Raw genomic sequence first — 14,645 nt, forward strand, 5'->3', positions numbered from 1 at the left:
CAATAAATAGCCGATACAAAATAGTTTGGTTATTTTTTTGTGAAACCATAACACTTCAGTAACTCGTACTCCTCACGCCAGAATAATGCCGCCATTTTCCCATGCCGTCCCATACTGCTGACATAACTGCCAGACTACGCCGCCATAAATCGGAAATATTTGACCACGCTTTTTGACTCAGATTCCGCTGTAGTCATCGACACCCCCTTTCTGGGACAGGTTTTCTAGAAACGACTAACCGCCCTTCGCATATATATATTTTTATGGAATTGAAAATCCATTTTTATTCTTTTACATGCATAAGGCCGCCCTCTAGAGTAGCGAAAAGACCGCCGTGTATGGCCTCATGTCATCGTAAAGGACACAGGGAATGGAAAAAAATCACCAGCAAGTTACGACCCTCGCCGCAGGATTACTTTCGTTGCTTTTCGCACTCAATCCCGGTGCTTACGCCGCACAAAGCGGTGAAAAACCAGTCTCTGGCGGTATTCTAAATGTAGGGCTGGGTAGCGATACGCCGATTATTGACCCGCACATTACGGCCTATGGCGTAACGGCACTGATTTCCCGCAACGTGGTGGATTCACTGGTAGGACAAGCAGAAGATAACCGCTTTACGCCTTGGCTGGCGGAAAGCTGGAAAATTAACGATGACAACACCGAATACACCTTCCATCTGCGTAAAGATGTCACGTTTAGCGACGGCACCAAGCTAGATGCAGAAGCGGTGAAATACAACATTGAGCGTATTCTCGATCCGAAAACGACCTCCAGCTATGCCAAATCACTGTTAGGCCCTATCGACAAGATATCAACGCCGGATGCCTATACGGTGGTTATCCACTACAGCTCGGCGTTTGCGCCGCTGTTACAGGGTCTGAGCCTGCCATATCTGGGCATTCAATCGCCGACTTACCTGAAGAACACGCCAAACACCAGCAATACCGTGGTGGGTTCTGGGCCGTTTATTCTTGATTCCTTTGTCAAAGGCAGCGGCAGTAAGCTGACGAAACGTCCTGATTACAACTGGGGACCAGGCTATGCCAAACATACCGGCCCAGCCTATCTCGATGGTCTGGTGTTCAAATATCTGCCGGAAGCGTCGGTTCGCCTTGGCGCACTGAGCAGCGGCCAGATTCAGGCGATTGACGCCGTGCCACCCGCCAATTTCCCAACGGTGAAGCGCAATCCGAAACTGGAAGTCATTACCTATGAGAACCCGGGTGTTAACCGCGTACTCTATCTCAACACCACCAAAGGCCCATTCCAGGATGTCGCGGTGCGTAAAGCATTCCAGAGCGCAGTAGATACCAACGCAGCGGTAAAAGTCGCCTTCTTCGGTACGCTGAAAGCCGCTGATAACGTCCTCGGCCCAGCCACGCTGTACTACGATCCGAGCGTCGCGTCACGCTGGGGCTTCGATGTGAAAAAGGCTAACGAACTGCTGGATAACGCAGGCTGGAAACAGAAAGACAGCGCGGGCTACCGCACCAAAGATGGCAAACGTCTGAGCGTCAGCTTCGTTTATGCCACCACCAATGTGGAAGCCGCTGACGTCGCATTGTTCCAGGCCGTGCAATTCCAGGTGAAACAGGCAGGCTTTGACGTCCAGTTAACGCCGGTCGATGCGGGTGAATTCACCACGCGCACCAACGCTAACGAATACGACATCGCGTCTAACTTCTTCGTGCGTGCAGAGCCCGATATTCTGCGTACCGTGTTCGATTCAGCCTATGCGCCACCGAACGGTAACGGCTTTACGCGTATCAGCGTGCTGGACGACAAACTGAGGAAAGCGATTGGCGCGGGCGAAGCGGAACGTAAACAGCTCTACACCGAGATACAGCGCGAAGTCATCGATCAGGCGTATGTGGTTCCTCTGTACGTTCCAGCCTACCAACTCGGCCTGTCCAAACAGGTACAGGGCATAAGCTGGGCGACCAACGCAAAACCGAACTTCTATGATGTCTGGATTAAACGTTAACCTGTACGCGTTAGGCAAACGTCTACTCACCATTCTGGCTGTGCTCTGGGGCGCAGCCACATTGACGTTTATTGCCGTCAAACTGATCCCCGGCGATCCGGTCGCTATTCTCAGCGGCGGCGATAACGTGGTGGATGCAGCCTATCGCGCGGTACTCATCAAGCAATTTGGGCTCGATCAGCCGCTGTGGGTGCAATATTTACGTTACTGCGGGCAAGCGCTACAGGGCGATTTTGGCGTCAGTTATCTCTACCGTCTGCCGGTCGGCGGCGTGATTAGCGATGCCATGCATGAAACCCTGCCGCTGGCGATCGGTGGCCTGATACTGGCTTTGTTCCTCGCCATTACCAGCGCATTACTCACCGCAGGCCGCTATGGGCCGCTGCGTACCGCCGTATCGTGGTTGGAACTGACGCTGCTCAGCACACCGGTCTACTGGATTGGTATCGTGCTGTTGAGCCTGTTCAGTTTTCGCCTGCAATGGTTTCCGGTCACGGGCAACGACGGCTTTATGTCGCTGGTGTTACCCGTTATCACCCTCGGTTTGCCGATTGCCGCCATTCTGAGTCAGGTGCTGCGCGACGGTCTGGAAGATGCGCTCTCCCAGCCATTCTCGTTAACGGTGCGTACGCGCGGCGTCAGCGAAATCCGACTACGATTCCGTCATGGTTTGCGCCACGCGGCGCTGGCAGCGTCAACGCTGACCGGCACATTGCTGGCAAGCGTACTCGGTGGCTCCGTACTTACCGAAACGGTATTTGGTCGCGCCGGTATTGGGCAAGTCACACTGAGCGCGATTGAAAACCGCGACATGCCGCTGGTGCTGGGCGTCGTGATGCTGTCCGCCTTCCTGTTCGTCGTCATCAATCTGCTGGTGGATGCGCTGTACCTCCTCATCGATCCCCGCTTACGCAAGAAGGCGAGCGCCCATGAGTAGTGAACCGATGCCCTTCACGCAGACGCCATCAAGAAAAACCTATCGCAGTCCGTGGCTGAGTACGGCGACGCTGCTGCCTGCCGCTATTGTTTTCCTGCTAGCGCTGGCGGTCTTTTTTCCGTCGCTGTTTACCAGTCGCACCGCAGATGAAATGGATATGGGCGCGGTATTTCAGTCGCCAAACTCCACTTATTGGTTCGGCACCGATCAACTCGGGCGCGACATTTTTTCCCGCATCGTTCACGGCACATCGCTGTCGCTGGGGATTGGCGTCGGCGCGATGCTAATCGCCTGCTTCGGCGGCGTGCTGTTTGGCACGCTGTCGGTGCTCGCACCGCTGCGCATTCGTCAGCTTCTGGTACGCTTGCTGGACATCATGCTGGCGTTTCCCGATCTGCTGTTGGCGCTGCTGGTCATCGCCGTGCTAGGACGCGGTCCGGAAAACACCATGCTGGCCGTCGGTCTGGCGGGAATTGCTGGCTATGCGCGCTTGATCCGCTCTCAGGTGCTGCAAGTCAGGCTATCCGGCTATGTTGAGCATGCGATTGCGCTGGGCGAACACCCGCTGTATATCGTTTTCCGCCATATCATCCCCAATACGCTGCGCCCGCTGCTGATTGTCGCCACTATTGGTGTCGGCCACGCGGTGCTATCCGCTTCAGCACTGAGCTTTCTGGGGTTGGGCGTCGTTCCACCGACCGCCGAATGGGGCGCGCTACTGGCCGACGGACGTAACTTCCTTGATATCGCGCCGTGGGTCAGCCTGCTACCCGCCAGCGTCGTCGCGCTGTCGGTGATTTCCATTACGCTGCTGGGGCGTCGTTTACAGGCTATTTTGGCCAAAGGAGAGGCACGATGAGCCTGAACCCACTCCCTCACACCTCTCATTTCTCTTCAGAGGCACCGACGAAAACGCCGCTGCTGCGCGTAGATGGCCTGAGCGTCACGTTCCCGAGTCCTTTCGGTCCCATTCGTTCGGTTAAAAACCTCTCTTTTCAGGTGAATGCTGGCGAAATTCTGGCGCTGGTCGGCGAGTCTGGTTCAGGAAAATCCGTCACCGCACGTACGCTAGTTGGCTTATCAGGTGAAAACGTTGACGTACAGGCAAATGCGATTGAGCTCACGCGCCATGACGGCAGCCTGTGTGATTTACGCTATCTGACCGATCGCGACTGGCGAGCAATTCGCGGCCGTGAAATCGGTTTTGTTTTGCAGGATGCGCTGGTGTCTCTCGACCCTCTGCGCAAGATCGGGCAGGAAGTCGCCGAGCCGATTCTGACTCACCGCCTGTTACCCCGCGAGCAGATTCCCGCCCGCGTCGCCGAACTTCTGATAAAAGCAGGTATTCCCGATCCGGAGAATCGAGCAGCCCAGTATCCGCACGAGCTGTCTGGCGGACTGCGCCAACGTGCGCTTATTGCTTCCGCGTTGGCAGCCGGTCCACAGTTGCTGATTGCCGATGAACCTACGACGGCGCTGGATGCCACGGTGCAAAAGCAGGTTCTGAAAGTCTTCACCGCATTGGCACAGGCTGGGCACGGCGTTCTGCTGATCACTCACGATCTGGCCGTTGTCGCAGACGTCGCGGATCGCGTTATCGTCATGCAGCAAGGCTCGTTGGTCGAAGGCGGCGAGGCACGACAACTACTATCAGCGCCGACACATCCCTACACCCGCAAGCTACTGGCGGCGATCCCAACAGCTTCTACGCGTGGAAAGTGGCTGGCTGGTGTCGATCCATTACAGAACGGCATTGCGCCATCAGCCTCGTCTCTAGCAACGAATCACGACAGCACTAACGCAATAGCTCTAACGGCAGATCAGATTGCGGTGTCGTTCAAGCGACCAGACGGCAGCCGGATGCAGGCAGTCAATCAGGTTTCTCTCCAGATCAAACGGGGCGAAACACTGGGTATCGTCGGGGAATCTGGCTCGGGCAAAACCACGCTGGGAAAAGTCATTCTGGCGCTACAAAAGCCGGACAGCGGCGAAGTCCGACTCTCGGGCAATGCCTGGAGTGCGCTGACGGAACGCGAACGCCGACCGCTACGCGCACGCATTCAGACGATCACGCAGGATCCGCTCAGTTCGTTCGATCCACAATTTACCGTTGCCCAGATTCTGCGCCAGCCGCTACGCTTGCGTCGCGATCTGAACGACGATGAGAAACAGCTACGTATTCTGACGCTGCTGGAGTATGTCGGGCTAACACCGGACCTACTGAGCCGACGTCCCACCGCGTTATCTGGCGGACAACGTCAGCGTGTCTCTATCGCACAGGCACTGGCTTCAGATCCTGACATTCTGATCTGTGACGAGCCAGTATCGGCACTGGATGTCACCACACAGGCGCAGGTACTGGATTTACTGGTCGCGTTGCAGCGCCAACTGGGGCTGACGATGCTGTTCATTTCGCACGATTTGGGTGTCGTGCAGCATATGAGCCACCGTATCGCGGTGATGAAAGACGGGGATATTGTAGAAACTGGACCCGTCGAACAGATCTTCAACCAGCCGCAGCACCCTTATACGCGACTGCTGCTCTCGACGGTGGCGGAATAATTTTGTCGAAGAAGGATTGAGTGGTTAAAAACGCAACATCATTGTACAATGACAAGTACAAACAGGAGGTACAGATGCGTACAATTAGCTACAGCGAAGCCCGTCAAAATCTATCAGCGACAATGATGAAAACCGTCGAAGATCGTGCTCCCATTCTGATCACTCGACAGAATGGTGAGGCCTGCGTGCTTATGTCTCTGGAAGAGTATAATTCTCTAGAGGAAACCGCGTATTTACTGCGTTCACCAGCAAATGCAAAAAGGCTGATGAATTCAATTGAGAGCCTTAAGGCTGGCAATGGCGAAGAAAGAGATATCATTGAGTGAAGCTAATTTGGTCAGAAGAAGCATGGGAAGACCACTTGTACTGGCAGGATATCGATAAGCGAATGGTCAAAAATATCAATGAATTAATAAAAGAGACGCGCAGAACACCTTTTGAAGGAAAAGGAAAACCAGAGCCACTTAAACATAACCTTGCTGGTTTCTGGTCGCGCCGTATCACCGAAGAACATCGTCTAGTGTATGCCATCACAGATGATGCCATGATGATCGCCGCATGCCGCTACCACTATTAACCCTCCATTAATTCATCACTCTCAATAGCTAAAAAGCTCGCGAATTAAAACAGAATAGTCACTCCACATTCAGGAAGCGCTGACGGTAGGCGCTGGGCGAGACGCCGAATGCCTGATGGAACACGACAGAAAAGTAATTGCTGTCTTCAAAGCCGCACAGCGCGGCAACGTCGCCGATAGTTTGCAGATCGTAGCGCAGCAGCTCCATCGCCTTGCACAATCGCAATTGGCGCAGGTAATGCGGCACGCTCATTCCAGTTTGCTCTTTAAAGCGCGAGCGTAAACTGCGGGCGCTGAAGTGGTGCTGTTCGCAAAAGGCTTCAAAGCGAAACGGGGCGGCAATGCTGGCACGTAGCGCATTCATCAACATATCCAACTGATGGGCATCCGCCAACTGCGGGCTATCCGGCGAATGGCGATAACGCGCCGCCAGCAGCGCAATCTGCAACAGCAGCGCCTCACTCAGCTGCAACGACAGCGCATCCGATTTCATACACTCCTGCGTCAGTGCGTCTACCTTCTCGCGGATGGTATCCATGCCTTCGGAGCCTAAACACCAGTGCCGCTGGCTTTGTGGAAGCTCTCCGCCCGGCAGTAAGGTTTGCCAGTCGGCGGATAACGTCAGGCGGTTGCGAATATAGAGAATGTTGTCCAGTTCAAGCTCGTGGACGGATTCATAGCTGTGGCGATCGTGCGCGGAGACATAAAACATATCACCGCGAGTAATGCGGTAAGGCACATCGTTCCAGAGGTGCAGACCATTGCCCCGCCAGACGATCACCAGTTCGTCGAAATCATGATGATGCAGAGGAAATACCGGCTGCGGGTGTCGTTCGGCAACCATCACGGCATTCTTGTCAGTCAGGAAATAGTCTTCAGTCTGTAATTTCAAACCCCGAATTGCTGTCGCCATTCCCTCACCCGCAGTTACTGTTACCTACTCTTCACGAGAAAACGCCTGATGGCGTAGTGACTTAGGTGCCTGCGAGAATGCCTTGCGGAATTGCGTCGAGAAGTGATTGCTGTCGCTAAATCCACAGGCGTGCGCAATAGTGGTGATGGAGTCATCACTCTGCTGCAACCGCCGACGAGCCTCCAGTAATCTTAACCGATTCAGATACCGTTGTGGTGTCATACCCGTATGTTGTTTTAGCTGACGGTGCAGTGTACGCAACGGCAGCGAGAATTGGTCAGCCAAACCGCCCCAGTTAACGTCTTCGCTGTAGTTATTTTGCAGCCACCCCAGCAGCGCCTGTACTCCCTGACGCTCGGAGCCGTTGCCCTGCGTCTGGAAACAGTGTTGACGCAGTTGTACCAGAATTTGCAGAAACAGGCTTTCACTGGCAGCAATCGCCTCCGGCACATCGCTTTGCGCCAGCTCTGCCAGGCTGTTCAGCGACTGTTTCAGCTGTTGCATCCCCGCCGCATTCACCTGCCACTGTCCTTGCCACTCGCCGTTTTGACCATACGGCAAAAATGCCGCGATATCAGACAGGAAGCGGAACCCACGCGGCGAACGGTACAGCATGTTGGTTAGGCATAGCCCTTCTACATCTTCAAACAGATGCCGATCATTATCGCGAACAAAGAACACCGACCCGCTGCACAGCGCATAGGGTTGATCGTTAAACACATGGACGCCTGCACCCTGCTCCACCAGCACTATTTCCCAGAAATCATGATAGTGCTCAGGAAAGGCCGTCTGTGGGGTACGCGGCTCTACCGCGACCGTCACGGCACGCGAAGTAAAAAAATCATCACCACGAAGTAACGTCATTTCAGTTCTCCCTTCAGCCTTTGGCAAAACGCAGCCTTTGAAAAAGAGTAGTCAGAAGCAACAAAACTGGCCTTAAAATACCGTCACCCACTCGCCGTCTGACTGCTCTTTTTTTAAGATCGCACCGCCCAATTGATTGAAGTGTGGCAAGGATCACACCGCCTTTTCCCTTCTTTTTTAGGGGTTATTTTCTGAATAATTTCCCAGATTGTGAGCCCTTTCACGGTCAGCTTTGTCATTTTGCCAACCACCTGTTTTAGGTGGCACTCATCGGAAGGTGCCTTCTGTTACCGCTCTTTACACTGCAACACATCCAACAAAAGGAGTGCGGCTATGGCGGTGAAGAATATCGTGGCGGTGGATTTAGGGGCATCCAGCGGTCGGGTGATGCTGGCAACCTTACACACTGCAACGCAGCATCTGACGCTGAAAGAAATTCACCGTTTCAGCAATACGCTGGTGTTTCAGGACAACCATCACCAGTGGGATCTCGTCGCACTGGAACGCGACATCCTCACCGGATTGCAGCAAATCGATGCCATGGGTATCGCCCCCGATAGCATTGGGGTCGACAGTTGGGGAGTGGACTATGTGTTACTCGATAAAAATGGGCAGCGTGTCGGCCTGCCGTATTCCTATCGCGATCACCGCACTGACGGCGTAATGGCCGCCGTTACTACCGAACTGGGTCGTGAAGCTATCTATCAGCATACCGGGATTCAGTTCCTGCCGTTTAATACGCTGTATCAGCTCAAAGCGCTGTGCGACGCCCCTCCTGACGATTTGGATAAGGTGGAACATCTGCTGATGATCCCCGACTATTTTCACTATCGCCTCACGGGGAATCTGGTCTGTGAATATACCAACGCCAGCACGACCCAACTGCTTAATCTGGAACAGCAAACCTGGGACGGCGAACTGCTGGACTATCTGGGTGTACCGCGCCGCTGGTTGAGCGATCCCGTACAGCCGGGACACGCGGTCGGAAACTGGACAGCGCCGAGTGGACGCCAGATTCCCGTCACCGCCGTCGCGACGCACGATACCGCCAGCGCGATAGTCGGTGCACCGTTGCAGAGCCGCGACAGCGCCTACCTCAGCTCCGGCACCTGGTCGCTGATGGGCATCGAGAGCGACACACCGTTTAACAGCCCGCAGGCGCTGGCCGCCAATATCACCAACGAAGGCGGCGTAGATGGCACCTACCGAGTGCTAAAAAACATCATGGGGCTATGGCTGCTACAGCGGGTTTGTCAGGAGCGTGACATCAAAGATTTAGGCGCGCTGATTCAGTCCGCCACCGCGCTACCCGCCTTCGTCAGCCTGATTAACCCTAATGACGATCGTTTTATCAATCCGCCCTCCATGCATCAGGCAATCCGCGACTATTGTCGTGAGCACGGCCAGCCCGTTCCCCAAAGTGATGCCGAGCTGGCACGCTGCATCTTCGACAGCCTCGCGCTGCTCTACCGTCAGGTAGTGCTGGAGCTGGGTGAACTGCGCCATGCGCCAATCCGCCAATTGCATATTGTCGGCGGCGGCAGTCAGAACGCTTTTCTCAACCAGCTGTGCGCCGATGTGTGCCAGATTCCGGTTCTCGCCGGGCCAGTCGAAGCCTCGACGCTTGGCAATATCGGCTGCCAGCTGATGGCGCTAGGCGCCGTTACAGACCTTGCCGCATTCCGGCACATGCTGACTCATAACTTCCCTCTGCATCGCTATACCCCGCGTGCGGAGAGTGATTTTGCCGGGCACTGGCGTCGTTTTCAGGCGCTCAGCCAGCCAGAAACCGCCCCACAGGGCAAAAAGGAGACCACGCAATGAGCACACCTATTGAAGCTGCCTGGCAGTTGGCAAAAACGCGTTATGCCGGCCTGAATATTGACGTAGAGGCGGCGCTGAAACAGCTCGACCAGATTCCGGTGTCAATGCACTGCTGGCAGGGTGACGATGTGGCCGGATTCGAGAACACTGGCGGGCCACTGACCGGCGGCATTCAAGCCACGGGCAACTACCCTGGCAAAGCGAGCACGCCGGATGAGCTGCGTGCCGATCTGGAACAGGCATTTGCGCTGATCCCCGGCCCCAAACGACTGAACCTGCACGCCATCTATCTGGAATCCGCACAGCCCGTCGCCCGCAACGAGATTGCTCCCGAGCATTTCAGCAACTGGGTTGCCTGGGCCAAACGCCACCAGCTCGGGCTGGATTTTAACCCGACCTGTTTTTCTCACCCACTGAGCGCGGACGGTTTTACGCTGTCACACCCAGACGAAAAAGTACGCCGTTTCTGGATTGAACACTGTCAGGCCAGCCGCCGGATTTCAGCCTACTTTGGCCGCGAACTCGGCACGCCATCAGTAATGAACATCTGGGTGCCGGACGGCATGAAAGATTTAACCATCGATCGTCTGGCATTCCGCCAGCGGCTGCTCAGCGCGTTGGACGAGATCATCGCTGAGCCGCTCGATCAGGCACACCATATCGACGCGGTAGAAAGTAAGCTGTTCGGGATAGGCGCGGAAAGTTTTACCGTCGGCTCCAACGAATTCTATCTTGGCTACGCGGCCAGCCGCGGCACCGCGCTCTGTCTGGATGCCGGACACTTCCACCCGACCGAAGTCATTTCCGACAAGATCTCCAGCGCGATTCTGTACGTCCCACGCCTGCTGCTGCACGTCAGCCGTCCGGTACGCTGGGACAGCGACCATGTCGTGCTGCTGGATGACGAAACGCAGGCTATCGCCCACGAAATCATCCGTCATCAGTTGCTTAACCGCGTGCACATCGGGCTCGATTTCTTCGATGCCTCGATCAACCGCATCGCAGCCTGGGTCATCGGCACCCGTAATATGAAGAAAGCTCTGCTGCGCGCGCTGTTGGAACCCACAGAAACACTGCGCAAACTGGAACAAAACGGCGATTACACCGCGCGTCTGGCTCTGCTGGAAGAGCAAAAATCGCTGCCGTGGCATGCCGTGTGGGAACACTACTGCCAGCGTCATGACGTACTCCCAGGCGGCGAATGGCTGCAACAGGTACGTCAGTATGAAGAAACCATCCTCACTCAACGTCAAGGGTAAGACTATGCAAGCAATTCTCTCTTCCTGGTTTGTACAGGGAATGATTAAAGCCACCAGCGACATGTGGCTCAAAGGCTGGGACGAACGTAACGGCGGCAACGTCAGCCTGCGCCTGACGGCTGAGGATGTGACGCCTTATGAAAGCGATTTCTCTCCGCAGCCGCGTCATGAAGCACTATCACAGCCGATGCCGGAACTGGCAGATTGCTGGTTTATCGTTACCGGCTCCGGAAAATTCTTCCGCAACGTCCAACTCGATCCAGCGGATTCACTGGTGGTGTTGCAGGTCGATAGTGATGGCAAAGGCTATCGTATTTTCTGGGGACTCACCAACGGTGGCCTGCCAACGTCTGAATTAGCTTCGCATTTCCAGTCGCACATTGTGCGTATGGGCGTAACCCACGGGCGCGACCGCGTCATCATGCACTGCCACGCGACCAATCTGATTGCCCTGAGCTACGTGCTGGAGCTAAATACCGCGACGTTCACCCGTGAGCTGTGGGAAGGCAGCACGGAGTGTCTGGTCGTCTTCCCAGACGGCGTGGGGATTGTGCCATGGATGGTGCCGGGCACCGATTCCATTGGCGATGCCACTTCCGAGCAAATGAAGCGTCATTCGCTGGTATTGTGGCCCTTCCACGGCATCTTCGGCACGGGTCCAACGCTGGATGAAGCCTTTGGCCTGATCGATACCGCGGAAAAATCCGCCGAAGTCATGGTGAAAGTCAGATCAATGGGGGGTAAAAAGCAGACGATCTCGACCGAAGAACTGATCGCTCTGGGCAAACGTTTCGGCGTTACGCCACTGGAAGCCGCGCTGCGCGTATAGCACGGGTTTTCATACGTAGCATGGCTTTCATACATAGAATGGTTTTTAGCATAGAACTCATTTCGACCTAAAATTGCTTTCAGTCTCACACCGCCACGGCATCACCGCCGTGGCGTTCTGCCAACGACTACGGGGACTCATCCATGTTGCGTAAGGCTTTTGTGATGTCAGTTTTTCCTGACTGCCACGACGAGTATCAGCGCCGTCATAACCCTATCTGGCCAGAACTGGCAGAGGTGCTGAAAAACCACGGCGCACACCACTACAGTATTTTTCTGGATAAACAGCGCAATTTGCTGTTCGGCTATGTGGAAGTCGAATCAGAAGCGCGCTGGGAAGCGATTGCGCAAACAGATGTCTGCCAGCGCTGGTGGAAACACATGGGCGACGTGATGCCCTCGAATCCCGACAACAGTCCGATCAGCGATGCACTCGACCCCGTGTTCTATCTGGACTGAGAGATTCTTTGAACTACGCATAATCGTGCAGCAGTAATAACATTGCCGCTGCATCATTATTGTTGAAGATATAAAAAGAAATAATTTGTCATTTAATTAATCAAAGTCGTTACATATAATCATTAGGATTTTTAAATACATAAATATTTATTGATTATTGATGGCAATCACATTTTATTTTCCCTATTTGTGAATAGACCCACTTCAACGTTAAGAATAAAAACATCTATTAAGACAATGTCTATCCACCTCTCTTTTTTACAAATAATATATTATATAGTAATCATTAGTCAGGATTTAGTTTCGACAAATAGAACCTAATCGCCATTAAACTCCATTTACTCTTTAAAGCCAATTTATCGAATTCCACATTATAAAGATCTTATTTTATTTGCCGTTATCACTATTACCTTCTCTATATAAACAATAAGAATAGCGATGAAATTTTCTCAACTCACAGTGCTTTCCAAGTTGTTACTCGGTTTTTCCGTCCTGATAGCGATGATGTTGCTATTAGGTGTGGTTTCACTACTCCAGCTTAGCGTTAATAATAGTCGAATTGATGAATTAAGCAGCAGCAGCCTGCCCGGCGTACGATATAGCCTGGAAATGCGCGGCTCCTTATCTGAAACCCGTTTACAGCAAATACAGTATATTGACTCCAAAACCCCTGAGGAACGCGAAGGCCATCGCAAAGAGTTACTGCAAAATGCCGATACCTTCCTTGCCGCGTTGAAAAACTATCAAACCGTTGTTAACAGCGAAGATAAAAAAGCGCTGATTAAGGTGATTGGCGAAAATTTCTCTGGTTTCAATTCGGTCAATGCCACGTTGATTGATACCGTGAATCGCGGCGATCTGGCAGAAGCCAGTAAAATCAGCGGCGCAAGCTCTTCCAAGTATCGTAGCCAGTTGATGAAAGATCTGGCGAAACTGGTGGAGATGGAATTGGCGACGGCAAAAAATATCGTCGCCAGTGCTGATTCGACGTACCGGACATCACAGTACTATGTTTGGGGATTACTGCTACTCGCCCTGCTGGCAACCATCATGATCGCCACCGTCATCTCACGTAATATTTCACGTCAGCTCGGCGGCGATCCGCACTACGCACAAGAAATCATGACCGAGATTGCATCCGGCAACCTGACAACAGAAATCACACTGCGTCAGGGGGATAACAGCAGCCTGCTGGCATCCATCAACCACATGAATCGGCAGTTGGTGAATACCGTACACACCATCATGAGTGGTAGCGAATCCATTTCTCTGGCATCCAGCGAAATTGCTCAGGGCAACAGCGATCTGTCGCAGCGTACCGAAGAGCAGGCAGCATCGCTTATTCAGGCATCGGCCAATATGCAGCAACTGACGCACACCGTACGACAGAATGCGGATAACGCCAAAGAAGCCAGCCAGTTAGCCCAGCAAACCTCAGAAACGGCGTCTCAGGGCGGACTTATCGTGGACGACATGCTCAAGCGCATGCATGAGATATCCGACAGTTCACAGAAAATCGTCGATATTATCGCCGTGATCGAAGGGATTGCCTTCCAGACCAATATCCTTGCCCTGAACGCAGCGGTAGAAGCAGCCAGAGCGGGTAGCGAAGGGAAAGGCTTTGCCGTCGTGGCTGGTGAAGTACGGACGCTGGCACAGAAGAGCGCCAACGCCGCCAAAGAGATCAAAACGCTGATCGAAGGCACCGTTGAGAAGATTACCGACGGCTCCGCGCGAGCAGACAAAGCCAGCCAGGCGATGTCGGAAATTGTGCAGTCGGTGAAAAAAGTGACGGATATCGTTGCAGAAATTTCTCAGGCCTCCAACGAGCAGCATATCGGTATCAAAGAGATCAGCGTCGCAGTAGAACAAATGGATCGGGTCACCCAGCAGAATGCCGCGCTGGTTGAAGAATCCGCCACAGCAGCACACGCCATGACAGAACAGGGCGAACAGCTGCGCGATGCCGTTCGTTTCTTCAAGGTGAATCAGGACCACTTGCTGAGAATTCATTAATTCTCACCTGCCCCGCCGAGTGGTCGGCGGGGCAATCACTTCCTTTTAATCAATGCCTTTCCGAGCCTTTTCCCGCAATGCAACACGCCATAGCAACGCCTTCTCGCCGGCCCCCAGTTTGGTTCATGAACAAACGTTGACGTCCGGTTTAGGCAAACAGGGTTATGGTTACGCCACTAAACTACGTGATCTATTTCGTCAGCCGACAACTATTTGTATTTTACATCTCGCCACACGGCGATAAGGAGACAACATGGACGAACACCCTCGATGGCCCGGTAAACCGCATCCGTTAGAATAAGGACCGTCTTCTTCCTCGACTTCTCTGTTCTCTCCGTCTGCGCCGTTTACCTCCCTTAATACCTTCATTTTTTTCCGCTTTACGTCCCTTTATCCGGGATGCGCGCCCGTGCGCGGCGGAC

13 protein-coding genes are annotated in these 14,645 nt (G+C 53.7%); 11 read left to right on the forward strand and 2 right to left on the reverse strand.

Going from position 1 to position 14,645, the window contains the following annotated elements; genetic code table 11:
• Positions 1-370 precede the first annotated feature (370 nt).
• The 6 genes from A0G03_RS04595 to A0G03_RS04620 all read left to right on the forward strand — a co-directional run bounded on the left by A0G03_RS04595 (position 371) and on the right by A0G03_RS04620 (position 6,060).
• Complete coding sequence (locus tag A0G03_RS04595; protein ID WP_048258481.1) at positions 371-1,984, forward strand: ABC transporter substrate-binding protein; 1,614 nt, start codon at positions 371-373, stop codon at positions 1,982-1,984.
• Complete coding sequence (locus tag A0G03_RS04600; protein ID WP_048258480.1) at positions 1,962-2,921, forward strand: ABC transporter permease; 960 nt, start codon at positions 1,962-1,964, stop codon at positions 2,919-2,921. The genes A0G03_RS04595 and A0G03_RS04600 overlap by 23 nt, the downstream gene beginning before the upstream one ends.
• Positions 2,914-3,780, forward strand: coding sequence for an ABC transporter permease (locus A0G03_RS04605; protein ID WP_048258479.1), 867 nt, complete (start codon positions 2,914-2,916; stop codon positions 3,778-3,780). The genes A0G03_RS04600 and A0G03_RS04605 overlap by 8 nt, the downstream gene beginning before the upstream one ends.
• The gene (locus A0G03_RS04610) at positions 3,777-5,483 is read left to right on the forward strand and encodes a dipeptide ABC transporter ATP-binding protein (RefSeq protein ID WP_048258478.1); all 1,707 of its coding nucleotides are present in this window, start codon (positions 3,777-3,779) and stop codon (positions 5,481-5,483) included. Before A0G03_RS04605 ends, A0G03_RS04610 begins: the two co-directional genes overlap by 4 nt.
• 74 nt (positions 5,484-5,557) lie before the next feature.
• On the forward strand, positions 5,558-5,809 hold the full coding sequence (gene yefM, locus A0G03_RS04615) for a YoeB-YefM toxin-antitoxin system antitoxin YefM (protein WP_039324900.1): 252 nt from the start codon (positions 5,558-5,560) through the stop codon (positions 5,807-5,809).
• Positions 5,806-6,060 (forward strand): Txe/YoeB family addiction module toxin, encoded by a 255-nt coding sequence (locus A0G03_RS04620; RefSeq protein ID WP_048258477.1) that lies wholly within the window; start codon positions 5,806-5,808, stop codon positions 6,058-6,060. The genes yefM and A0G03_RS04620 overlap by 4 nt, the downstream gene beginning before the upstream one ends.
• A 58-nt stretch (positions 6,061-6,118) precedes the next feature.
• Here the strand turns inward: A0G03_RS04620 and A0G03_RS04625 are convergent, their stop codons facing one another.
• Together A0G03_RS04625 and rhaS are read right to left on the reverse strand one after the other, a co-directional pair.
• The gene (locus tag A0G03_RS04625; protein WP_039289761.1) at positions 6,119-6,973 is read right to left on the reverse strand and encodes a helix-turn-helix domain-containing protein; all 855 of its coding nucleotides are present in this window, start codon (positions 6,971-6,973) and stop codon (positions 6,119-6,121) included.
• Positions 6,974-6,997: 24 nt separating this feature from the next.
• Positions 6,998-7,837: an HTH-type transcriptional activator RhaS gene (rhaS, locus tag A0G03_RS04630; RefSeq protein WP_048258476.1), complete on the reverse strand. Its 840-nt coding sequence runs from the start codon at positions 7,835-7,837 to the stop codon at positions 6,998-7,000.
• Positions 7,838-8,170: 333 nt separating this feature from the next.
• Between rhaS and rhaB the strand changes: the two genes are divergently transcribed.
• From rhaB to A0G03_RS04655, 5 genes are all read left to right on the forward strand, one after another.
• Positions 8,171-9,661 (forward strand): rhamnulokinase, encoded by a 1,491-nt coding sequence (gene rhaB, locus A0G03_RS04635; protein WP_048258475.1) that lies wholly within the window; start codon positions 8,171-8,173, stop codon positions 9,659-9,661.
• Positions 9,658-10,920: an L-rhamnose isomerase gene (locus A0G03_RS04640; RefSeq protein ID WP_048258474.1), complete on the forward strand. Its 1,263-nt coding sequence runs from the start codon at positions 9,658-9,660 to the stop codon at positions 10,918-10,920. Before rhaB ends, A0G03_RS04640 begins: the two co-directional genes overlap by 4 nt.
• 4 nt (positions 10,921-10,924) lie before the next feature.
• Positions 10,925-11,749, forward strand: coding sequence for a rhamnulose-1-phosphate aldolase (rhaD, locus tag A0G03_RS04645; RefSeq protein ID WP_011092060.1), 825 nt, complete (start codon positions 10,925-10,927; stop codon positions 11,747-11,749).
• A gap of 143 nt (positions 11,750-11,892) precedes the next feature.
• The gene (gene rhaM, locus A0G03_RS04650; RefSeq protein WP_048258473.1) at positions 11,893-12,207 is read left to right on the forward strand and encodes an L-rhamnose mutarotase; all 315 of its coding nucleotides are present in this window, start codon (positions 11,893-11,895) and stop codon (positions 12,205-12,207) included.
• A gap of 438 nt (positions 12,208-12,645) precedes the next feature.
• Positions 12,646-14,223 carry a methyl-accepting chemotaxis protein gene (locus A0G03_RS04655; RefSeq protein ID WP_039289753.1) on the forward strand — a complete coding sequence of 526 codons (1,578 nt, stop codon included), beginning with the start codon at positions 12,646-12,648 and terminating at the stop codon, positions 14,221-14,223.
• The last annotated feature ends 422 nt before the right edge of the window (positions 14,224-14,645 follow it).

This window comes from Pectobacterium peruviense (assembly GCF_002847345.1).
GTDB lineage: Bacteria > Pseudomonadota > Gammaproteobacteria > Enterobacterales > Enterobacteriaceae > Pectobacterium > Pectobacterium peruviense.